At 38.7% G+C, this 24144-nt stretch carries 20 protein-coding genes; 5 read left to right on the top strand and 15 right to left on the bottom strand.

The features are described 5' to 3' along the window. Positions 1 to 128 precede the first annotated feature (128 nt). Entirely contained in the window at positions 129 to 890 is a 762-nt protein-coding gene (locus DXA15_RS08090; protein WP_128133695.1) for a WecB/TagA/CpsF family glycosyltransferase, read from the top strand. Positions 891 to 1008: 118 nt separating this feature from the next. Here DXA15_RS08090 and DXA15_RS27910 read toward each other — a convergent pair whose 3' ends face one another. The 7 genes from DXA15_RS27910 to feoB all read right to left on the bottom strand — a co-directional run bounded on the left by DXA15_RS27910 (position 1009) and on the right by feoB (position 10038). Beyond that, on the bottom strand, positions 1009 to 1932 hold the full coding sequence (locus DXA15_RS27910) for an acyltransferase (protein WP_128133696.1): 924 nt from the start codon (positions 1930 to 1932) through the stop codon (positions 1009 to 1011). Between the two features lie 168 nt (positions 1933 to 2100). Further along, positions 2101 to 3135, bottom strand: a complete 1035-nt coding sequence (locus DXA15_RS08100) for a glycosyltransferase (protein ID WP_128133697.1) — start codon at positions 3133 to 3135, stop codon at positions 2101 to 2103. A 57-nt stretch (positions 3136 to 3192) separates the two neighbouring features. Further along, positions 3193 to 3867, bottom strand: coding sequence for an acyltransferase (locus DXA15_RS08105; RefSeq protein WP_128133698.1), 675 nt, complete (start codon positions 3865 to 3867; stop codon positions 3193 to 3195). Between the two features lie 33 nt (positions 3868 to 3900). Continuing rightward, positions 3901 to 4947 carry a glycosyltransferase gene (locus tag DXA15_RS08110; protein WP_128133699.1) on the bottom strand — a complete coding sequence of 349 codons (1047 nt, stop codon included), beginning with the start codon at positions 4945 to 4947 and terminating at the stop codon, positions 3901 to 3903. 30 nt (positions 4948 to 4977) lie between these two features. Next, complete coding sequence (locus DXA15_RS08115) at positions 4978 to 5712, bottom strand: DapH/DapD/GlmU-related protein (protein WP_233566978.1); 735 nt, start codon at positions 5710 to 5712, stop codon at positions 4978 to 4980. Beyond that, positions 5693 to 7039 carry a lipopolysaccharide biosynthesis protein gene (locus DXA15_RS08120; RefSeq protein WP_128133701.1) on the bottom strand — a complete coding sequence of 449 codons (1347 nt, stop codon included), beginning with the start codon at positions 7037 to 7039 and terminating at the stop codon, positions 5693 to 5695. Before DXA15_RS08120 ends, DXA15_RS08115 begins: the two co-directional genes overlap by 20 nt. A gap of 515 nt (positions 7040 to 7554) precedes the next feature. Continuing rightward, complete coding sequence (gene feoB, locus DXA15_RS08130; RefSeq protein WP_128133703.1) at positions 7555 to 10038, bottom strand: ferrous iron transport protein B; 2484 nt, start codon at positions 10036 to 10038, stop codon at positions 7555 to 7557. Positions 10039 to 10142: 104 nt separating this feature from the next. Between feoB and DXA15_RS08135 the strand changes: the two genes are divergently transcribed. Next, a complete protein-coding gene (locus DXA15_RS08135) occupies positions 10143 to 10538 on the top strand; it encodes a 2-amino-4-hydroxy-6-hydroxymethyldihydropteridine diphosphokinase (protein ID WP_128133704.1) in 396 nt (131 codons plus the stop codon). A gap of 25 nt (positions 10539 to 10563) precedes the next feature. Further along, positions 10564 to 11961 (top strand): glycosyltransferase family 39 protein, encoded by a 1398-nt coding sequence (locus DXA15_RS08140; RefSeq protein ID WP_128133705.1) that lies wholly within the window; start codon positions 10564 to 10566, stop codon positions 11959 to 11961. Between the two features lie 4 nt (positions 11962 to 11965). Here DXA15_RS08140 and DXA15_RS08145 read toward each other — a convergent pair whose 3' ends face one another. Genes DXA15_RS08145 through DXA15_RS08180 form a run of 8 tightly spaced genes read right to left on the bottom strand, consistent with a single transcriptional unit; the run spans position 11966 to position 20511 of the window. Next, complete coding sequence (locus tag DXA15_RS08145; protein WP_128133706.1) at positions 11966 to 13099, bottom strand: glycosyltransferase; 1134 nt, start codon at positions 13097 to 13099, stop codon at positions 11966 to 11968. Next, complete coding sequence (locus DXA15_RS08150) at positions 13092 to 14339, bottom strand: glycosyltransferase (RefSeq protein ID WP_128133707.1); 1248 nt, start codon at positions 14337 to 14339, stop codon at positions 13092 to 13094. The genes DXA15_RS08145 and DXA15_RS08150 overlap by 8 nt, the downstream gene beginning before the upstream one ends. After that, positions 14336 to 15421: a non-hydrolyzing UDP-N-acetylglucosamine 2-epimerase gene (gene wecB, locus DXA15_RS08155; RefSeq protein WP_128133708.1), complete on the bottom strand. Its 1086-nt coding sequence runs from the start codon at positions 15419 to 15421 to the stop codon at positions 14336 to 14338. The genes DXA15_RS08150 and wecB overlap by 4 nt, the downstream gene beginning before the upstream one ends. Then, entirely contained in the window at positions 15418 to 16719 is a 1302-nt protein-coding gene (locus DXA15_RS08160; protein WP_128133709.1) for a polysaccharide deacetylase family protein, read from the bottom strand. Before DXA15_RS08160 ends, wecB begins: the two co-directional genes overlap by 4 nt. After that, entirely contained in the window at positions 16716 to 17753 is a 1038-nt protein-coding gene (locus DXA15_RS08165; protein ID WP_128133710.1) for a GNAT family N-acetyltransferase, read from the bottom strand. The genes DXA15_RS08160 and DXA15_RS08165 overlap by 4 nt, the downstream gene beginning before the upstream one ends. 54 nt (positions 17754 to 17807) lie before the next feature. Then, positions 17808 to 18851 (bottom strand): recombinase RecA, encoded by a 1044-nt coding sequence (recA, locus tag DXA15_RS08170; RefSeq protein WP_128133711.1) that lies wholly within the window; start codon positions 18849 to 18851, stop codon positions 17808 to 17810. A gap of 6 nt (positions 18852 to 18857) precedes the next feature. After that, positions 18858 to 19316, bottom strand: coding sequence for a thioredoxin-dependent thiol peroxidase (gene bcp / locus DXA15_RS08175; protein WP_010802567.1), 459 nt, complete (start codon positions 19314 to 19316; stop codon positions 18858 to 18860). A gap of 1 nt (position 19317) precedes the next feature. Next, a complete protein-coding gene (locus tag DXA15_RS08180) occupies positions 19318 to 20511 on the bottom strand; it encodes a saccharopine dehydrogenase family protein (protein ID WP_128133712.1) in 1194 nt (397 codons plus the stop codon). A gap of 542 nt (positions 20512 to 21053) precedes the next feature. On the opposite strand from DXA15_RS08180, the gene DXA15_RS08185 reads away from it, so the two are divergent. Then, the gene (locus DXA15_RS08185; RefSeq protein ID WP_233566980.1) at positions 21054 to 22385 is read left to right on the top strand and encodes a hypothetical protein; all 1332 of its coding nucleotides are present in this window, start codon (positions 21054 to 21056) and stop codon (positions 22383 to 22385) included. Between the two features lie 84 nt (positions 22386 to 22469). After that, complete coding sequence (locus tag DXA15_RS08190) at positions 22470 to 24068, top strand: OmpP1/FadL family transporter (protein ID WP_128133714.1); 1599 nt, start codon at positions 22470 to 22472, stop codon at positions 24066 to 24068. The last annotated feature ends 76 nt before the right edge of the window (positions 24069 to 24144 follow it).

Here is a 24144-nt window from a genome sequence, read left to right on the forward strand (position 1 = left end):
GAAGTCAGGGTGTTTTCATTCGATAAACTTAATGGAGAATATTGTGACAAATAGATGCCTTTATTATTGAGATTTGAAATTTTTGAGTAAATTTGCTTTATTATGAAGGAATATCAAGTTATATCTCTATGATAAAAAATACTATAAGAATACTAAATGTGGACATCTTGTCAATAACGCAAGCGGAGTTACTCTTTCGGTTAAAAAAAGGTGTTTTAATAACACCGAATATAGATCATTTAGTCAAGCTCCAAAAAGATAAAGAATTTTACAATGTATATCAACAGGCTGAGTGGGTAATATGCGATAGTAAGATTTTATATTTTGTCTCAAAATTCTTAAAGCGGTCATTTCCTCAAGCTATTCCAGGTAGTAGTTTTTTTACTGCATTTTATCAATATCATAAAGATGATCCGAATTGTAAAATATTTTTATTGGGAGCAGTTGAAGGAGTCGCTTTAAAAGCCATGGCGGAAATAAATGATCAAATAGGAAGAAAGATTATAGTGGGTGCTCATTCTCCTTCTTTTGGTTTCGAAAAAAATGAGGTAGAATGTCGTTCTATTATAGATATAATACGTAAATCTGGTGCTAATGTGCTATTAGTTGGGGTAGGCGCTCCTAAACAAGAAAAGTGGATTATGAAGTACAGGGAATTTCTCCCTGAAATAGATTTGTTTATGGGATTGGGAGCTACTATAGATTTTGAAGCTAAAACATTGAAACGTTCTCCTAGGTTTATGCAACAAATAGGTATGGAGTGGTTGTATCGTTGCATACAGGAACCAAAGAGATTGTTTAAACGTTATTTTATTGATGATATTAGATTTTTTTATTATTTCGGACAGCAATTGTTACATATTTATGAAAATCCGTTTGATAAGGAATGATTGCTTAATATTCTATAATGTATTTATTTAATTTCTTTTAGATATGTGGTATGATCTTATACGTAGCGTCTTCATAAGATTTTGCTTTTCTTTTATGGAGGAATTTTTGCTACGGAATCTATCCTCTGCGTCTTAAAATTTGTTCGTATAAATTGCCTAATAAAACAAAAACAATCGAAAATAAAATTGTGCCGAATGTATATACGATAATATCGATGCCTTTTTCTACTATTATGTCATGGAATATTTCCATAGTCAAGCAATTCCCTATATAGATTTCTAAGGAATACTTACCTAAAATCTCCACCCAATGTTTTGTTTTGATTATATTTATAGGTTGTATTAAGGCATATAAAGCTATAAAGAGTAAAGGTGTAGATAAAGTGGCATACAAGAAGTTTGAAGAGTTAAGTAAAAAAGCCGGCAATAGACAGAGAGTGAATCCCCAAAAGAGTTGTTTGAATTTGTTAGGATGGTCATGCATATATATGCCCGCCATAAAAATGGGGATTCTTGAAATTAAACAGTCGTAAGTCCAATAAGGTTTCCCTACAAAATAATATATTATTATAATTAAGGCAATTGATAAAGATATAGTTACAATGTTGGTTTTTTTTCTGAATATAGGAAAAAGTAGGTATAAAATAAATAATGCACTTAAATACCAATCAATGAAGAACCCCCCTATCTGGTAATATGATAAAGTGGTCAGATTGCAAAACCAGTCCCATAAACTGACATTTATGTTTAAGAGGTTGGCGTGCATTAGTGTCCGAATGATAGCGAATAATAAAAATAAGGGATAAATTCGAACAAATCGTCTTTTATAAAAATCTTTAAGCGTGTGGTTGTCGTATGAATGGCATAAACCAAGTCCACTTAGGAATAGAAAGATATCTACACCTATATATCCTCCCATGAATATTTTCAGGAGTTTGAAAGAAGATCCGCAGGCGCCCATTAAATGGTAGAACAATACTAAGATTATAGCAGTTCCCATGTAATAATTCCTGTCTTTGCTTAACGATTGGAGTAGTGTCATAATGTATAAATATTTGTTGCTACGATTATTATTATTAAATCGCTTACAGTTACTTATATAAAATAAATGGTTTTTAGCCAGCTGAAATAAAAAGTCAAGTCCTATTCTACATATAATAATTTAATATATTGATATGGTAACAATCTAAATATGACGTTTCCCCATTTGTTAAGGATAGTCGCTTAATGCCTTGCAATGTATTTGTTCAATAACTTTGAGGGGAGTGGCATAATCTAAAAAATACTTTTTGGCTGCTTGCTCCATCTTCTCCCGTTTTTGCTCATCATATATTATATCGAGAATGGCTTTTTCTATATCCTCTTCATCTTGGCAGAAACGAATATGGGTTCCATCTATTAAAGGAAAAGCCAAATGATTGAATAAGGGCATTGAAATGATAGCTTTTCCCATTGCTAAAAATTCTCCTAATTTCCATCCATGGCAATCAAGGACACTTGGCACATTGAATACGATAGCAGATTTTTGGGTAGATTTGATGTAATCTATATGTTTATACTTTTGTTTAAAGACTAAATCGCTATATTTTTCATAATCCGGATTAGTCGGTTTTGCAAATAATCCTCCTTCGAAGTGTTTGTTTTTTAAAGATTTACATATTCTTATGAATTTTGCTCTTAACTGATTGGTCGGAGTAGATTGAATACGATTATCCCATAAAGTACTTATAAAAAATATATAATTAGGAAATGAGCGTTGTTCTGCTAAATATGTATTAAGTGTAGCTCTTGAATGCCAATTGGAAAGATATTCTCTGATATACATACTCTTGGTTCCATATAAATTCCAACCGTTTTTATGTATATTAAATGTGTTTTTTAAGGCTTGCCAACAGCTTCCCCATAATCCGTAAATTTTAATACCGAATCCAGGGGGAATACATAGGAGTTTGCTGTATTTACCAGAGTTGTAATCCTCTTTGCTTACATTGATTTTAGCATATATATCGCACCATGCGTAGGCATCATTTACTATAGTATTAAAATCTTGGTAATCGATTACAATTCGTTTAATTTTCTGTCCGTCTCTTATTTCATAGCACATTATACGATAGTATTCATAGCTAACTTCTTTAAATTCATGTTTTGCAAAACTTACATTGTTTTTACCATAAAATTCATGCAAACCTTGTATGTAAAAAGAAGCATAGTTAAACATGCATCTAGGATCTATCAAAATTTTCATTTTATAAAATATATTTAAATATAAAAACAATATAACGGATGCTTATAGTCTATTCACTTAATTTCTATACATTGTTACATTTTTCCTTCGTATTTCAGCCGGGTTCCCTGCTATCAGAGAATTATCCAGAGTGTATTTTTTACTACATAATGAATTGGCTCCCACGATACAGCCGTCTGGAATAACGGAACCTTTAAGAACTACACTACGAGTACACAACCATACATTATTACCAATAACGATATCTTTTGATATAGGATAAATTTCATTTGTTTCCACATTTACAATAGAATGCCAATCTGTATCCATCACTAAAGTGTTCCAACTCGTAATGACGTTGTCTCCAAATGTTATATGCTTTTGACATATAATAGTCATTGCTGCTGTATTATTAAAATGGCAACCAATAGTCAGTGTGCCATTTTTTCCGACGCATAACCTACAACCATGCCCGAATGCTACCTTACCCTTTAATTCTATACATCCGGTTACTTCCCAAATGCTTCTTTCATATTTTTTATCGAATATTCCCACATTCCCAAAACCGATTGATAGCATACCTGTTTTTACTCCCTCGGATTTGTTGATTTTTATTAAACCGCTGATAGCAATTAAACGAGTGTTATACCTCACCAAAATAGGAAGCTTTATAGCCTCTTTAAATGGGAAATAATGAATACTAACCCAGAAGCTTTTAGGAATAGAAAATAATTTTTCAAATGTTAACTTCATGATTTTTATTTAATATTTTTATGACTCGTGTAATTAGGAGTTTATTTTTTTGTATTGTTCGATATATTCCTGCGCTGTCTTTTTGACATTGAACCTGCTTATAACTTGTTGATATGCCTTGGATACTATCTCGTGTGTTGGAGTGTTCATTATTTTCTCGATCTCATGGGCACAGTTGGTCGCATCGTCACTTTTAAAATAGTATCCGTATTTTCCGTTTTCAATAATTTCCATTGGACCTTCTTGATTGGAGACCAATACCGGCACTTTGGCTGCCATGGCTTCTGTTACTGTCAGGCCAAAACCTTCTTTTCGTGACGGTTGTACAAATAAGTCATACTCTTTCAGATGGCTGAATATGTATGATTGTTCTTTACTTCCTAAAAAATGGATTTGTTCTTCCAATTGCTTTGATTTCACTAAGTTTTTCAAGAAGCTTTTGGATTCACCGTCTCCAATAAGATCAACCGATATGTTTTTGTACCCTTTTTGATGTAGTATGGAAACTGCTTCGATTAGGATATCTTGCCCTTTTTTCGTATGTACTAATCTGCCGATTTGTACTATACGGAAAACAGGATGGTCTGTAACTCCCTTTTGAGAAACAATATTAGTACAATCTATTCCATTTAATACAATAGGAACTTTTCTTTTCAGATATTTAGCCAGATCTTCTTGTACGGAGTTTGAAATGGCAAAGATATGCTTGTATTTGTGTAAATAAGAGATGTCTTCAGAAGTACTTATATGATGTACAGTGAGGCATATTTTATTTGTAATAGCTTTCAAGAATATGAATTTTATGGTGTTTGGGACATGGACGTGTATTATATCATAGTGCCTTTTCCATAACAAATAATTAAGAGCAAATATATAAAAAGGATTTTTTGATCCTGCAGGACGATTAATTCTTGTAATTCGGATTTTGTCATTAATATCCCGAGTAATGGATTTTTCCTCCTGATTGTTAACAATAATCAAAGATATGTCGGTATGTTTTATTTGCTCGTTCATTATATTGACCAGCATAGTCTCAATACCTCCATATTCCATTCCAAATACAATATGAACTACTTTCATGACGATAAAATCTTTTTTAGAGATGTTAGTTTAATTGATTTTTTTGAGAAACTTTTGATATCGTATTTCATCTTCTGCTGTCATCGTTTTGCCAATAGAATGCATCCCTATGTAATACTGATTAAAAAGTTGTGTTAAGAAGTTTTTGTCAAAGCGTTCCGCTTTTGGATAAAGTCGTTTTTCATGTTCCATGATTTCTTCCATGGAAAATTTAGAAGCGATGATTTTATAAGGAGTTCCAACTACGACTGCATAAGGTGGAACATCTTTTGTTATGACACTTGAAGCTCCAATTATGGCACCACGTCCTATAGTAACTCCCGATAAAAGAGTAACATTAGCTCCAATCCAAACATCTTCTTCAACAATAACATCTTTTTCCATGTCATTTATTCTTGATAGAGGTAATAAATAATGAGGGATACCTACTGTTGGTGTATGGTTTCCTGTTATAACAGTTAATCCGGGAGCTGCGCCGGAATACTTTTTCATGATAAACTTACCCGTATATGTAATAATCTTTGCGTTGGATTGAATACGAGTTTGTTCGTACATATATACATTTTGAGCATTGGCAATATGTGCAGGAAGCATGATATGTGATTCTTTACCTCTGAATCCAAAATTTTCTAAATTCAGAGGTGATATGTAGTTGAATCGTAATTGATTCCAAATGGTTTTTAAACGGATGATAAATGGTAATTTATTTTTAATATGTTTCTTTAATCTGTTCATATTAATAGGATTATTTATTCCAAATACCATGAGCTTTGTGTTTTAAGATCTTATTGATCTGCGTTGTGAAAATGACAGAATAGATAAGATTAATACAAGTCATTGATAATATAACGCCGATAGTACCCATTTTATTGCCTAAAAATAAGGCTAATGGTATGTGAAAAATCAAACCGATTAATACAACATAGGTTTGAAGTTTAATAGCACCAACACCATTAATCATATATACCTGTAATGAATCCCATGAATTTACAGCCAAAAAAATACCGAGACATAGCGTTATTTCAAATGGGATTTCTATTTTATCTCCGACCCAGAAATAGTAGAGGTATGGAGATAAAGCGATAAGGATTATTATGCCGAGTAATACTATCGAATAAACCAAGCACATTTTTTTATATATCCGGTTCATCCAAGTATAGTCTTTTAAAGCGTATGCATCGGTAAAAGCCGGCCAAAGAGGAGTTAGGATGATATTGTAAATCATAGTAGATATCCCTAAGTATTTGTAGGCAATGTTGTATTGACTGACGGCTTCCGGACCAGAAATATGCGAAATGATGATATTGGTTGATTGGTATAGGACGATAACCTGTATTTGTATAATGAAGAATTTGATACCGAGGTTGAATAGGTCTTTTATTTGTTTTAAATCTATATATTTATAGGACGGGGATATTTCTTTGAAAGAGCTTGTGTATAAAATACGTGAGAAAATTATTAAAACAACAATAGGAGATAAGGATATAGCAAAGGCCAAACCGATCAAGGAAGGCGGGGTTGTACGAGTTAAGATGAATATCAGCAATAATGATAACAGTTGCCCTAACATGGCAAATAAGGATGCCATAGCAGTCTTCTGATAGGCTGATACAACTGTATTCAACACATTGAAGAACATTTGTATAGTCATGAAGATTACTAATAAGTATAACACAATCTGGATGTCTTTATTGTAGATAGTTGGGACATTCAGTAATTCAGGCCAATTGATGAATGGGATCAACAGCATTACTACAATAGATACAGGAATGAATATCGCGAGCATCATAAAGTAGGTGGTTGACACCAGACTTTTCCCACGCGCATAATCGTGAGTTGTCAGTGCCTCTGTTAATCTGTTCTTTAACCCTAACGTTAAGCCTATGTCAAAAAAATTGATCCATACCACGATGGAGGATAGTGTTAACCATATTCCATACAACTCTTTGTTTACATAATCCAAAGTAAGCGGTACCAAAAGCAGTGAGCTAAGTATGCTTATTCCTTTTATAAAAATTGAGGCTGCAATATTTTTTTTCAGAAGGGAAGTCCGCTTGCTCCCACCCAGTATATTATGAAAGTGAAAATTCATTGTATAAGATTAATTTTCTTTATTACTTTTACCGGATTTCCGGTAGTGATACTATCTCATAGAATCTGTTTTATTTTAATCGTAATTCCTGATTCTGTAAATTTGATATTATCATTTTGAAGTTGTTAAACCAGAATATGAATTAATTGACAAATATACGAAATGTGTTTTAATATGGAGTAAATTAGTTTGATTTATCGTAAAAGAGGATGGATATATTATATGAGAACGACACAAACAACTTGTTCGGTTCTGGGTTTGACTAAAATATACAAGATTTTTTATATCGCACAAATGATAAATCTGAAAAGAATGAAATCAAGTAACTGCGAGTGTTATGTGACAGTAAAATTACTTCATCTTTTTTCTTTTAACGAGCATCCACAGCAACCAGCACAAGGGGTGTCCTTCTTGGACGGATGAATTATGAATCGATATATTTTCCGTCCAAGATACAGTATAATGATAATACCTATTAATATGATTGCTATTTCCTGCCACATAACCAATAGTCTTTAATTTAATAAATTAATAAACAAACTCCCCGTCTGATAAACCACAAACGAGACGATCCATGCTAAAACGCATGTATACACAATTACAAATATTCCCCATTTCCATGATCCCGATTCATTGACGATGGCCGAGATTGTTGCGATACATGGGAAATAAATGAGAACAAACAGCATCAGGCTCAAAGCGATAAGAGGTGTAAAGACCGGATTGCCTTCTTCATCCAAATCCTGTTTTATACGTTCGGATAAAACCTGGCTATCCTCTTCATCTCCGGTGTACAGGACACTTAACGTACTGACTACGACTTCTTTTGCTGCCATACCGGTCAATAAGCTGACACTCATTTTCCAATCGAATCCTAATGGGTGAAGAACAGGCTGGATTGTTTGTCCTATCGTTCCGATATAAGAGTTCTTTTGGTGCTCCATATTCTTTAACCGTTCCAACTCCGCAATTGTTTCCGTTTTTTCCTTGGAATCCAGTTCGGCATTTTCCACTTCTGCAATTTGCTTGTCGAATGCATCTCCCATCTCACTGTGGCGGGGGAAGTATCCCAGGAACCAGATAATAATAGAAGCGACTAAAATGACACCTCCCATTTTGTGGAGATACTGCTTCGCTTTTTCCCACATATGGATCATAATCGATTTTGCAGTAGGCATTCGATAGGGGGGAAGTTCCATCACAAAAGGTACGTCTTCTTCTTTAAAAAGGAAACGTTTGAACAGCCGTGCCATAACAACAGCCAGAAGAATACCGCAAACATATAATGACAGGAGAATGAAACTTGCGTTATTAGGGAAAAATGCACCAGCAAGTAACACATATACCGGTAAACGGGCACTGCAACTCATTAGCGGATTAACCAACATGGTGATCATACGGCTATTGCGGCTTTCAATCGTACGGGAGGCCATAATAGCCGGCACATTACAACCGAATCCCATTACCAAAGGAATGAAAGATTTACCATGGAGTCCCATTTTGTGCATGATCTTATCCATAATGAAAGCAGCACGTGCCATATAACCCGAATCTTCCATGAATGAAATAAACAGGTACAGTATCAGGATGTTTGGAAGAAAAACGATGACACCGCCGACACCGTCGATGATACCATCGACCAGCAAGTCTTTTAACGGACCTTCACTCATGTTTCCCCGTACAAAATTACCGATCCAGCCAACCAGATTTTCGATCCACTCCATAGGATAGGCTCCCAAACGGAATGTCGCCTCGAACATGATCCACATAAAGAGAATAAATATGGGGAATCCCAATACTTTATGTGTAACGAATAAGTCTATGATCTGAGTGCTGGTCGCTTCTTTTATTTTATTTTGCTCATAAGTTTCCCGTAGCGCACCGGAGATAAACCCGTAGCGGGCATTGGTAAACGCCGTTTCGCTGTCTTCAAGCAATAACTCTTCTATCTGTGTAACATTCTGGTCACGTTCTTCTATGATTGTTTCGGAACCGGGTAATGTCTGGATAAAACGTTCTATTTCAGGGTCTCCTTCCAATAGCTTGATGGAGAGATAACGTTTGGAAAGGCTTTTTGCTACATTTCCGTTTTGTTTTATGACATGCCGTACATTTGTAATACCTTTTTCCTGTACTTCTCCATAATTTATATGGATATGACGGATAACAGGATCTTCTTCTTCATATACTTTTATGACCCGTTTGAAAAGGTCTTCAATACCGAAACCGGTTCTGCTGATTGTCGGAACAATCGGGGTACCGATCATCCGGGATAACGATTCGTAATCGAATTTATTTCCAGACCGTTCCAATTCGTCATACATATTCAAGGCGATGACAGACCGGACGTCCATATCGATGAGCTGACAGGTCAGATAAAGATTTCTTTCCAGGTTTGATGCATCCAGGACATTGATCACAACGTCCGGTTGTTCTTCGCTGAGATGCCTGCGGACATAAAGTTCTTCCGGAGTATAGGCCGATAAGGAATAAGTTCCGGGTAAATCTACGATCCGGAATGTGTAGCCATCTTGTTGGAAGGTTCCCTCTTTGGCATCAACAGTGACTCCGCTGTAGTTTCCTACGTGTTCGTGGGCTCCGGATGCAAAATTGAATAAAGAAGTCTTTCCACAGTTGGGATTTCCAACCAAGGCAACGTTTATTGTTTTTCCTTTATGTATTGCAAGTGCCTGTAAATCTTCTGTTGAAGGTAGTATATAAGAGTCGGCGGAACGTTCTTCACTTTGTTGTGACATTTGTGCCTTTGCGTATTCGGCTGCGCTGATTACTTCAATCATTGCTGCATCATTCCGTCGCAAAGAAACGTCATAACCCATTACACGATAGTGGATAGGATCTTTCAGTGGAGCATTTTGTATAACGTCCACCTCTTTTCCCCTGATAAATCCCATTTCAATGATGCGTTTGCGGAATGCTCCGCGTCCCATCACCTTGACTATAACGCCTTTTTCACCTGTGTGAAGCTCTGATAATCTCATTTTCTTAAATTCTCGCACAAAGGTATGGTGAAATGCTTACATGATCAATACCAACTAATAGGTATTTTTTCCTAGTTTTGCATTGAATAAATAAAATAAGCGATATGCTGAATAAAATTATATTGAGCTTAGGTTCAAATCAAGATCAGGAAAAGAATATGGCGGAGGCGGTGCGTATATTGCGAAACCAGTTTGTTTCTATAGCTTTTTCAAATTCTGTATATACGAAGCCGATCGGATTAACAGGGTCTGCTCCTTTTTTGAATCGGGTGGCCGTAGCTTATACATCAGAACAGCCGGATGAAATAAAGCATTTGTTGAAGCGTATAGAGTACAAACTGCAACGTATGCCTGACGATAAAAATTTCGGAATTGTTCCAATTGATATTGATCTGCTTCAATGGAATGAGTTGATTTTAAAACCGGACGATTTAAGAAGAGATTATATAATAGAAGGAATCAGAGCTTTAGAAAATGAAGAATTTAAACAAATGAAATAGTGTAAATCCGATATAATAAATTATTATGATAAAATATGTAGTACTGATTTTGTTTCTGGTGTTGAAATTCTTTACGTTAGAGAACTGTTTTTTCTGGGATAACACTGCCGGGTATTCTATGCCGGCAAGTTATTTATTAGAAAATGGGTTTCTGTCTTTTGTCTATCCGGCCCAATATGTTGCAGAACCCCCTTTGGCTCATCTGTATCTGGCTCTTCTTTGGTCTTTATTCGGAAAAAGTTTGTTGGTAGCTCATTTATCTATAACTGTATTTTCATTGGGAGTGATCTGGCAAGTTTATCGCTTGTGTGAAAGGCTGGAGACGAAATATACACCTTATATATTTTTGTTGGTTTTATTGGAACCGGCACTTTCCACCCAGATGATTTTAATTTCTCCGGATGTCATCCTGTGTTTTTTTGCTTTGTTGAGTATCAATTTGATTTTGGATAACCGGCGAATTTGGTTGGCTGTATCTGCCATGTGCCTGGGATTGGTAAGTATTAGAGGGCTGGTTGTTTGTTCAGGATTGGGGTTGGGATATTTGCTGATAGAAAATGTTATTCATAAGAAATCTTTCAAAAATTCGTTCTTATATGTTTTCCCTGTATTTATACCGACTCTTTTGGCGATAGGCGGATGGTTTATATACCGGAAGGTGGAAACCGGATATTTTCTGTATCAACCCGGTTTTGGATATGAGGATCATCGGCAGTTTGCAACATTTGGGCAAATAGTTAAGAATATAGCAAGTTTGGCTGTAAGGATGTTGGATTCAGGGAGAATTGTTGTCTGGATTTTGCTATTTGCTTCAATCATTAAAATGGGGATAAAAAATTTCTTTCTTTATCTTTCCAAATCTCCGTTATCTCTCATTTATTTGAGTGTCTTATTTACTATGATGTTAGTTACAATTCCAGTAACAAACCCCTTTGGAGACCGATATTTTCTGGTTTTGTACATATTACTGGCATTAATCACTGCTCAGCTTTTATTTAAAGTATATGAAACAAGGTCTGTGCGAATTTTATTGGTAGGGATGATTTGTATACTGGTCAGCGGAAACTTTTGGGTTTATTCGGAGAAGATGTCAAAAGCTTGGGACAGTGTGTTATGTCATCTGCCTTATTATTCATTGCGCCAAGAGATGATCGATTATTTGGAGAATGAACATATAGAGATTAATTCTGTAACAGCAGCATTTCCAATGGATGCCTTGTTTGCAAATATGGATATAACTGATGATAACCGGCGTTTTTCTTCTGCTGAGTTAGAAAATAGTCGTTATGTTTTATATTCGAATCTCTTCAATTGGGATGACGAACACATTGAAACAATTTACTCCCAATGGAAACTTCAGAAAGAACTGAAAAGTGGATTAATTTTTCTGCGTTTATACGTCCCCAAAGAAAAGGGAGAATAGTTTTTTATTCTCCCTGATTATAAATCAGTTTGTAAAGACGCTCTCCCTGTTGCCTGTTTGAGTAGGTAGGGAATAGTAATTCTTTTCTTTTTTCAATTAATTCGGGAGTCATTGGTTGCTCCATCAACCGTTTGCATGTTTCTATCATTTCTTCCGGAGTGTTAGCGATATAACATAAAGCTTCCAAACCACTGCCAGTGATCATTTCCTGGTTTACAATCGTGTATCTTCCGCCAAAAAGACTGTTTAGTAATTTGAGTTTTAGTCCGGTATCCTGAAAAGTGATCAACATGTGTATCTGCGCTTCGTGAGTGAGATAGTCCATACGTTCGTTGGAAGGATTGGCTTCGATTTTGATGTTGGGATAAGGAGCCGCAGCCGCAAACAACGTTGCCGGTGGATTCATACCTGCAATGATACAAGGATATTTTAATTTGCAGAAGACATTTTTGATCAGATATAACGCAGCCAGTGTATTTTCTGTAACGGATAGTTTCCCATGATATAAGACAAAATCAGACGATCCGCTCTTTACAGATATCTCATCATTGACATGGAAACTGGGCATGTATTCAATTTTCTTTTTGGGAAAGACTTTCCGGAGATAGTTTGTATCAGTGATAGAAACGACCAACATCAGATCGGCATGTTTTAATATCTCCTGATACCGTTCAAACCTCCAAGCTTCAACCAGAAAGAAATGTTTTTTGATCAGGTTTGTTTCTGCCTTAGCCAAGTGACGGTAATAATCGTGCTCGATATTACTTTCCCTGTATATTTTCATTCGTCCCTGTAGTTGAGGATGATTAATATAGTAGCAGGTATGCAATCCGTCGAATAAGATTGGATAATCGTTTTCGAGCAAATTCTTAAGTAATTCCGGGTCTTTACGACTGAAAACATTGTATGGTAACAGAGTTATATTAGTCAATAGTCCGGTTTTCCGTTTGTAATAATATACTTTTTCACATAGAGACTCCAGTTCTTTGGAATGAGGGCGTTCATATTCAAAACAATGTAGAATAATTTTTACGCCGCATTTGTGTAAGGCCTGCATTTTGTAATACACATCAATAACCCCGCCATAATTAGCAGGCCAAGGGATATTGAAAGACACTATATTGATATATTTATCCATTGATTTCAACCTTTTCGAAGATTTGTATAAATTGTTTTGCTTGTTCTTTCCGTGAAAAACGGACTAACTTGCTTTTCTTTATGGAAGACGATGTATATCCTTTTTCTTTCCATTCCTGATAATACGATTTAAGAAAGTCACATACCTCATTCACATTCGTTGCGGCAAGGCCGGCATTCGTATCATTGATTGCTTCAGCCAGATAGCTTTCGTCACTCCGAACACAAAGTACTGGTTTTTCTACAGCCAGCGATTCAAAAAACTTTGTCGTCATAACACCTTTGGGACCGGAGTTTGCCGCACGGTTAGTCAATAACAACAGTACGGAACTACTGTTCAGTATGGAAGGTATTTCTGACGCCGGAACATATCCTTTGAAATCCATAAAAGGGAGAATCTGGTATTTTTCAGCTTCTTCCGTAATGATTTTACGGGACGTTTCATCGACATACCAGTAGACACGGCATTTGTCGGGTGTCAATATATTACGGGCAGACAAAATACTTAATGCTTCAAAGAGCAGTCCCGGATCACGCATAGCTGTACTAAGTAACCGCCCTGTATATGTTATAATGAACTTCTCCGTTTTTTTTTGTTCCGGATAAAATAGTTCTGGGTCGAACCCATTGTAAATCAATTCTACATTAGTGTTATACTGTTTCAATATATCTACATGCCAAGGAGAGATTGTTGTTACATAATCTGCTTTTTTTAATACCCGGTTTCTATCCCGTAGGCTTTTCCGTTTAAAGACAGATATGAATAATCTGTTTAATCCCAAGAGAGAGGGGAGAGAATGTGCAATAAACTCATCTCCTGTATATTGTTCAATGATGTCCCGTAAGTCAACGACCAGCGGTAGTTTATATTTAGTTGCAACTTTTAGTGCAGCCGGTAAGGGAAATGTCCGGAAACTACTACATAAAACTAAATCGATTTTATTGTTTTTGACCAGCTTCCGGGCTTCTTTGTACATTCGGATATCCTTATATCCGAAGCAAAGATCCAGTAAAAGTATACTGATCCATTGTAGTTTCCTGGTAAAAGGACTTTTGGCTGTATAATAATTAATGTATTCGGCCTCACATTGACTGGCAAGGAATGTAAATGTATTTTCTTCTACCATTTCAGTCAGAACGACAGGCTCCCATCCGTAATTTCTGAGATATTTGCATAAATATCCCATACGCGGTCCGAAAGCCGGCGGAAAGAGATCGCAAATAATCAGTACTTTTTTCATAGCAAATCAATAATATTTTTTGATGCGTTTCCAATTCCGTATTCTTGTATCTCTTTTTGTTCCGGTTGGTTTTCCAGGCAATGCAGGATACTTTCTTTTTCAGAACCGGCTATTTGGTTCCAACCTGCTTCAACAGTTTCGACCCATTCCGTTTCATCCCGTAGTGTAATACAAGGGGTATGATGAAAATATGCTTCTTTCTGTACGCCACCTGAATCCGTCAAAATGGTTGCCGCATGTTTTTCCAGCATAACCATATCGAGGAAGCTTACCGGCGGAATGATATGTATTCCTTCCCGGTTTTCAAGTGATTGTATCATCCCATATTTTTCCAGACAATTTCGAGTGCGGGGATGAAGTGGCAAAACGGTCGGAAAAGAAGAAGTTGATATTTCTTTTATAGCACTGATAATTCCCATTATCCGTTCCCGGTTATCTGTATTCTCTGCCCTGTGAACTGTACAAAGCCTGAATTGCCTACTGTTGAGATTCAATTGATGCATGATTTGGGAAGAACTGTCTGCCAGTTTACCAAAAATCAATGCGGCATCATACATTACATCCCCGACATGATGGACTCCCTGTTGTATTCCTTCATTTGCCAGATGTTTGATGGCGGCGAAAGTCGGACAACATAGTAAGGTCGCTATATGATCGGTCAGGATACGGTTGATCTCTTCCGGCATTTGTTTGTTAAAGCTGCGAAGGCCGGCTTCAACATGAACTACCGGTATATGTAGTTTGGAGGCGGCTAGTGCTCCAGCCAGTGTCGAGTTGGTATCACCGTAGACCAATACGTAATCAGGCCGGGTGTCGAGTAATATTTTTTCAATTTCAATCAGCATACGGCCGGTCATCTCTCCATGTGTTCCGTTTCCACATTGCAGTTGCCAGACGGGTTGAGGGATACTCATACTGTTGAAAAAGATATTGCTCATATTTGCATCATAATGCTGTCCCGTATGAAGAAGTAGTTCTTCAATCAGTCTCTCATTATTTTTGTTGTATTCCAGAATCGCCCGGCTTACCATGGCCGCCTTTACAAATTGAGGCCTGGCTCCGACAATAGTAACAATTTTCATTTTTTTGCAAGTTCGTTTAATAAATGGCTGTAAAGTTTGCGTAAATAACTGTCTGTATTTTCCTGTGCACTGGTATTATGCCATAAGAGAGTCAACTCCCCGCCTGTATTTTTTACCTGTTCGATAAGATTCAGGCTATATGCTAATGCCTCCTCATAATTTAATCCCATATATTTTTTTTCTTCCAAAGTGCAATCCATAATTGTCAGCGGATGCAATAAGATAGAGGATAAGCGACGGGTGACCGGATTGATCCAGTGTACCGGATAACTAGTCCCTAACCTGAATCCGGCAACATCTGCATAACCCATGGTGAAGTCATCTGTTATGCCGGCCGCCTCCAGGTGTGTCATATCTTCCGGTTCACGGCTGGCAAGGAAATGATGGCGGTTAAAGCGTATACTTCTCTCAACATTCTTTTCCAGCCATGTTTTTTCTTTTTTGATGAGGGTAGGAGCTATACCTGCCTGGTAGCTGCTGTGCAGGCCGATTGTCATATCATTGGATAATGCAGACTGTATCAGTTGAGATATATCTGTATTGCGTAGGCTATAATGGGGCTTATCCTGTTTGCATTTGCCTCCACTGCGAACAAAAAGGATTGCCCGGCAGATATCTTTGCCCGTTTGTTCCCGTAACAAGTTATTTTGTTCGAATATCCAGGGAAATGTATAATACGGATCGTTTTCTACTGGTCCGCATTTCCCTTGGATAGACTGGATGATCCCCCTTTTATCCCGGATGGAACGGATAACCCCTTTCCATGTCCGGTAAAGAGTAGGAGAGTCCAAATCGTGTGTCAGATAGATATGTTGTATCTCTTTTGGAATTTCCGGTATGCGGAGTCCATATTGCCGTAACCATTTACGCAAAAGTATACGGTATTCATCAACGATCGGACGATGGAGAAATCCTGCCCGGTAAGGTAAAGAATTCTTTCCCGGAAAACGTCCGTGCTCATCCCTTACATTTCGTTGGATGATTTCCTCATAGCGAGTGATGAGAAAGTAGGTACTGGCAATAATATCCGCATGAATAACCAACGTGTCGCCTATCTGTTCTACAAGGGGAGAACCGAATAGCAAGGGAGTTCCTTCTATTTCTTGAAGCGGTAATTCCGGAAGCGAAGATGCCGTTCCATATATATGATTGGTGAAAAAACCGGATGGAATGATCACAATACTGTAACGGTCATAATGTTTGCTATTGTTCGTATATCCGATGGCAGCCACAATCTCTTCGGAAATATCTTCCCCAAGAAGGAAACGTATTATATAATGTATAGCGTGATTATTCATATCCGTTCTTTTATCTTTAACCAAGCTCTATATAATAAACTGAGATTTCCTCTGGTTATTGTGAAGTAAGGCGTTTGAATTGCTCCGAATTCACGGAAAAAACGTTCTACTCCCGGAATCATAGAACCTTCAAAGTCGAATATTGGTGTGTATTGGGAAACGTGGCGGATACATTCCCAAAGAAGTAAGCTATGCGCCCCTGATGCCCTTAATGCCGGGTCGCCGCCTCCGGCCAGATAATAAGCCGAACTTTCCTGCCAGGCAATAAATGCCACTGCATGTAATTTCCCTTTCTCGTCGTAGGCTCCCCATAAGTCGCCTTGGTTACGTTGACGGCAGGCGGTGATCAATTTTATTAATACGTCCTGTCTTTTAGGAGTGGAGAGATGTTGACGTTTAAACGTCATGGATTGTATTTTCAGAAAATCTTCAATAGAAATCCCTTTCCTGATTGTGATGAGAAATTTCTCTTTTGCTTTTGTAATGTTCCGGCGGATATTGGGACTCATGTTCTCCCAAAGTGTATGCTCGTCCCGTATATTGTTCAGCAGGTACGTATAACGGGTTGTCTGTTTGTAACCTTCCCAGTAAAAAGGCAACCAGTCCGTTATCCCATAATTGAAATTTTGGAGGAAATGCGGATAGGATTTTAACACATCCGTAAACTCTTTGCATATTGCTTGCCGTTTTCCTAAAGTCCTGGTGTATTTGGTATCTTTGGATTCTGGAGCAAACCAAGGTCCCATTGTCTGGGTGTAAGGAGGCATTGATATGACTCCTCGGTGAGGAATATATACCGGTAAAGCTGCTAGTATTTTTCCTTTTTCTTCTGTTAGCAAAACTTCCCATTTAGTTTCGCCACAGGCGGCATCCAGCCACCAATCGCGTGAAAAAAGGGGAAAGCTGTTTTCTGTATTGCATAACAGGCGGTATTTGTCTTTGTTTAGTTTATAGTTTACAGTTGACAGTTGACAGTTTTCTGAATTAGAATGTGTTTGTAAGTCTGATATGTTGTTCTTTTCAGTATGTAGCATATTCTATAATTATATATTAAACTGTCAACCGTCACTTGTCAACTATTACCTGGGTTACCCTTTCAATGCTTCGAATATCAATCCGGATAACTCTTCTGCCAGTTCGGGGTTATCGCTGATGCATTGTTTGGCAGCATCGCGTCCCTGTCCCAGTTTTGTATCGTTGTAGCTATACCAGGAACCGCTTTTCTTGATAATATTCAGCTCCGCACCTAAGTCTACGATCTCGCCAGCCTTGGAAATACCTTCGCCGAACATGATGTCGAACTCTGCTTTGCGGAAAGGAGGTGCAACCTTGTTCTTTACAACTTTCACACGTACCTGGTTACCTTTCATTTCGTCACCATCTTTCAATGTTCCGATCTTGCGGATATCCAGACGAACTGATGCGTAGAACTTCAATGCGTTACCGCCGGTTGTTGTTTCCGGGTTACCGAACATGACACCGATCTTGTCACGCAACTGGTTGATAAAGATACAAGTCGTATTGGTCTTGTTGATCGCCCCGGTCAGTTTACGCAATGCCTGAGACATCAGACGAGCTTGTAAGCCCATCTTGCTGTCACCCATATCGCCTTCGATTTCAGCCTTCGGAGTCAATGCAGCCACAGAGTCGATAACGATGATATCTACCGCAGAAGAACGGATCAGCTGTTCGGCGATTTCCAAAGCCTGTTCACCGTTATCCGGTTGAGAGATCCATAAGTTTTCTACATCAACGCCCAGTTTTTCCGCATAGAAACGGTCGAAGGCATGTTCTGCATCGATAAACGCAGCAATACCACCTGATTTCTGTGCTTCGGCAATAGCATGGATTGCCAGTGTTGTCTTACCGGATGATTCCGGACCGTATATCTCGATTACACGTCCTTTCGGGTAACCGCCTACGCCTAAAGCTGCGTTCAGGGCGATAGAACCTGTCGGGATAACTTCGATACTTTCAATGCTTTCGTCGCCCAGTTTCATGATAGAACCCTTTCCGTAGTTCTTCTCGATCTTATCCATTGCGGCGCGCAGCGCTTTTAACTTGTCGGCATTAACAGCCGGCTTTCCTTCCGGGGTTTTTCCCTCTTCGAATAAATTGTCTTCTTTTGCCATCCCTTTTTATGAATTAAGGATTTGATTAGCATGGTCTTTTGTCTTCACCTCTTTCGGACCGATTATCTTCTCGATGATACCATCTTCGTTGATAATAAAGGTGGTACGGAGAGTCCCCATGTATGAACGTCCGTACAGTTTCTTTTCTGCCCATACGCCAAAAGCTTGTTGCAGGGCTGTGTCCGTGTCAGCGATCAGGTTGAAAGGCAGTTCCTGCTTGGCGATGAATCCCTGATGGGATTTTGCGCTGTCTTTACTAACCCCGACCACTTCGTAACCAGCTGCCTGTAATTCCTTGTAGCCGTCACGCAGGCTACAGGCTTCTGCCGTGCAGCCGCTGGTGTTGTCTTTCGGGTAGAAGTAAAGTGCTAACTTCTTACCTTTAAAATCGCTGAGTCTTATTTCATTTCCGTTCTGATCAAGCCCCAATACGTCGGGTGCTTTATCTCCTACTTGTAATGCCATATCATAATTCCAAATCTACATTAAACATTTCATGCCAGGGCAGTCCTTGTTCGTTCAACTCTTTCATGAACGGATCAGGATTGAATTCTTCCACATTCCATACACCCGGCTTCTTCCAAACTCCCTGCATAAATAATTTGGCACCGATCATCGCAGGTACGCCGGTAGTATAACTTACACCCTGAGCGCCTGTTTCCTTGTAAGCAGCTTCGTGGCTACAGTTATTATATACGTAGTAAGTTTGTTCTTTGCCATCTTTGATCCCGCGGATACGGCAACCGATCGATGTTTCTCCCGTATAGTTCTCGCCCAGGTCACCCGGATTAGGCAATACGGCTTTCAGGAACTGGATCGGGACGATTTCCTGTCCGTTGTACATGACCGGATCGATACGTGACATACCGATATTCTGTATCACCCGTAAATGAGTCAGGTATTCCTGTCCGAAAGTCATCCAGAAACGGGCACGCTTGATTGTCGGGAAGTTCTTTGTCAGACTTTCCAGTTCTTCATGGTACATCAGGTATGATTCACGCGGACCTACATTCGGGTAGTTCAACGGCTTATGTATCGATAACGGGTCAGTATCCTTCCATTCTCCGTCTTCATAATATTTACCACGCTGAGTAATTTCACGGATATTGATTTCCGGGTTAAAGTTCGTAGCGAATGCCTTGTGATGGTCGCCGGCGTTGCAGTCGACGATATCCAGATACTGGATTTCATCGAAATGATGTTTCGCTGCATAAGCTGTATATACTCCCGTTACACCCGGATCGAATCCGCATCCCAGGATAGCCGTCAGACCCGCTTTTTCGAAACGGTCTTTATAGGCCCATTGCCAGCTATATTCATATTTTGCCTCGTCCAGCGGTTCGTAGTTGGCAGTGTCGAGATAGCTGACACCGTAAGCCAGGCAGGCATCCATGATGGAGAGGTCCTGATAAGGTAGAGCCAGGTTGACGACCAACTCGGGCTTAAAGTCATTAAACAATGCAACGAGCTCGTCCACGTTATCCGCATTGACCTGTGCTGTCTTCACCTTTACATTTTTAATATCGGCAGCAATCTTGTCGCACTTGCTTTTCGTGCGGCTGGCCACCATGATATCGGTAAAAACATCAGCGTTCATCGCGATCTTTTTAACAGCAACGGTGCTTACGCCCCCTGCACCAATAACTAATACTCTTCCCATTTACAAATAGAATTAATCTTGTTAATATACAGTTTACAAGGTTTTAAACCAAAGGACAAATATACGATTTATCTTTGAACATATAACAAAAGAGACCAATTCATTTTAATAGTTCCCCGAATGTATTTACGATACTGTTTCATCCTAAAGAAACAAGTGTTTCTACATAATGAAACAACTGTTCCATTAGTATGAAACAGATTTTACCAAGGATGTATTTTTATCATTGATTCGGAATTGGTTTTGCAGCGTTTGTGTCTCTTGTTGCATCTACTAAGTATATAAACCATGTGCTTTTATACAGATTGGTTATTTCTTGTTGTCTGTGATTCCTATTTTGTAGCTTTGTTTCAGAATAAGTTGTTTTTTATAGTTAAAGTATATATAAACGCTTGTAACTTATTGGGAACGCGTTATATTTGTAAATAGAATGCGTAGTTTTTATTCTTATTTAAGGATATGATCTTAAACCCGGCAACGGATATGTAGTCTAAACAGTAGAATAAATATATTAATGTAGAGGAGAAACGAATATGAAACCCATGAAATTAACATCTTTAGTGGTGATGCTTCTGGTCGGCTTCAGTGCCGCAGCCCAGGAGGAGTTCTTTGATGATGTGTATTTCTCTTCAAGTAAAGAAAAAAAGAAAGAAAAAACAGAAGAGAAGGTTATACAGCCCAAAAAAGAAAATGCAACGGAGTCTTCATCTGCAATTGTATTGGCATCGGCTTCGGATTCACATCCGGCGTTTGATAAAGATAGAGATGTGGATGAATATAATCGTCGATATACATCTGTTGATGTTGAGGAACCTTATGATGAGGACCTGGATGAAGCGGACGGTACTTATATCGAAGAGTTACCTGATAACAATCAGAAAGTAACGAAGAAAGCGGAACGCCGTTCGGATAATGAATATACCGAACGTATCGTACGTTATCATTCACCGAGTAAGATCACGATAGCTGGTGCAGACCAAGTCGATCTGTATCTGAGTGACGGATATTACAGTTATGGTTATGATACCGATTACTCGGACGGTAATACCAATGTGAATGTAAATATAAACATGGGTAATAGTTGGGGATACTCTCCGTGGTATTCCGGCTGGTATGATCCCTGGTATTATAGTTACAATCCCTGGTACTCTTCCTGGTATGGTCCCCGTTGGGGATTCGGTTGGGGCTGGGGTGGCTTCTACGCCGGTTGGAGCAGTCCTTGGTACGGTCCGTCATGGGGTTATTACAGCCCGGGTTACTGGGGTGGTTATTACGGCGGATATTATGGAGGTTATTGGGGACACCATCACCACCATTATGCCAGTCCGTATAATTATAGATCTCCGGGGCGTTCGACGTCTGCTCGTTATTCCGCAGGAAGAAGTTCTTCCAGTCGCTATAGTTCTTCCAATAGATCATCTTCTTACCGAAATTCAAACCGGGCAACTTCTTTAAGAAGTGAAAGTAATCGTACTAGTTCTAACCGGACGAGTTCGGATCGTTATTCACGTCCTTCCACTTCTTCATCGACAAGGGGGGCTGCAAGTAGCATTCGTTCAAGCAGAGGGACGACTTCAAACCGGGTGCAGTCAGAAGCAACAGTTCGTACACGGCCTTCTACCCGTAGTAGTTCAAGTGGCATAGGTAGTTCATCTACACGTTCTTCAGGAATACAGTCAGCTCCGACAACAAGAAGCAGTTCTACAAGATATAATAGTAGTCCTGCCACAACCAGAAGTCAGAGTACCTATTCTGCACCGTCAAGAAGTAGCAGTAGTAGCCGCAGTTCCGGCTCTTACAGTAGCGGAAGTAGTGGAAGCAGTAGCCGTTCAAGCGGTGGTGGCGGTGGCGGACGTTCCGGCGGACGCAGATAAAAATGTGAATGTAAATATAATGTAAGGGTTCGTGTAATTTCGAGCCCTTACATAAGTTAGGATATTAAAGAAATAACAGAAACGATGAAAAGAATAGCGTGCTTATTTGTATCGGCATTTTTTCTTGCCGGTGGTATTGCATATGCACAAGGTGAGATGAATGCATACACTATGTCTCAGACTGACTTGAACGGAACTGCCCGTTATTTGGGTATGAGTGGGGCTTTTGGTGCATTGGGTGGTGATATATCGTCTATGTCTACTAATCCGGCAGGGTTAGGGATATATCGTAGTTCGGAAGTGGTAACTACGATAAGTCTTTCTTCTATCAAAGCCAATACAAATTGGAACGGTTCGAAGGCAGATGAGAGCAAGACAAAGTTCAATTTTGATAATATCGCTTATGTCGGTTATTTTCCGACGGGCAATGATGAAGGAATTGTCGGTTGGAATATCGGTCTCTCCTATAACCGGGTAAAAAGTTTTAACCGTTCTTATCGGATGAACGGAGCCCAGCCTTTTTCGGTGGCAGACTATGCTGCCGATATGGCGCATGGAATACCGGAAAAAGATTTGACGCTTGTGAGTGGAAGGTTTGATCCGTATTTTGATGCAGACAACTATTGGCTTTCCGTATTAGGTTATGAGGCCGGTTTTTTCAAACCGAATACTTCTGGTGGGGATGCTTATCATTCGGCATTTGGGGCACCGGGTGCTGCTTATAGTCCTCAAAATGTTGATTTATTAGTGAATGAAAAAGGTTCGATAGGGCAGTATAATATTTCATTTGCTACCAATATTTCTGATCGTTTCTTTTTGGGGGCAACTGTTGCTATAACTGATATGGATTATAATCTGACAACAAAGTACCAAGAAGATTTTACTGTAAAAGATTTGTTGTGGTTGGATAACGGATTATCGACTGATGGAACTGGTTATGCTTTTAATATCGGCGCAATAGTTCGTCCGGTGGATTTCTTGCGTGTGGGAATTGCTTATAACTCTCCAACCTGGTATAAAATGACCGATTATTTTCATGGCTCGGCACAAGTTGTAATAGATGATGTAGAGGGGAAAGTGAAAGAAACTCCTGACTATCAGGCGGGAGAATATCGTCTTCGAACTCCTGATCGTTGGATATTCAGTGTGGCGGGTGTAGGTCAAAACTTCCTGATCAGTGCAGATTATGAGCTTACGAATTATAAGAGGATGAATCTGAGTGATGTGGATGGTTATGATATGATACAAACAGAAGGTATAAAAAGTGACTTTGGTATGTCCGGTACTTTAAAAGTGGGTGCGGAATATAAAGTGACTCCTCAGTTTTCTGTTCGGGCAGGTACTTTATGGAGAACATCTCCTATGAAACAGCATGTAAAGGATGGAATTGCAGCGATAGATCCGAAGACAGGAGAATATTACATAAATGCTGTAGACGTTGCGGGAACTATTCCTAATTATACAGTCGATAAGGGCATGAATTCTTATTCGGTTGGAGTCGGTTATCGTTTTACTCCAAGTTTTTATGCAGACCTGGCTTGTGTCTATCGTGAATATAAAGAAGATGCTTATGCTTTTCCGAGTACTTTTAATCCGGACGGTTCGGTTGTTGTTAAATCCGATCCAGCCTCATTGAAGACAAAAACAACGCAGGTTGCTTTAACTTTGGGGTATAAGTTCTAAAAATATAGTTTGTTACCAAATGTCCCCTGTTTGTACATAAAACGTACAGGCAGGGGACATTTTTGTATAAAAATAA

The sequence above is a fragment of the Parabacteroides sp. AM58-2XD genome, assembly GCF_003463685.1.
Classification (GTDB): domain Bacteria; phylum Bacteroidota; class Bacteroidia; order Bacteroidales; family Tannerellaceae; genus Parabacteroides; species Parabacteroides segnis.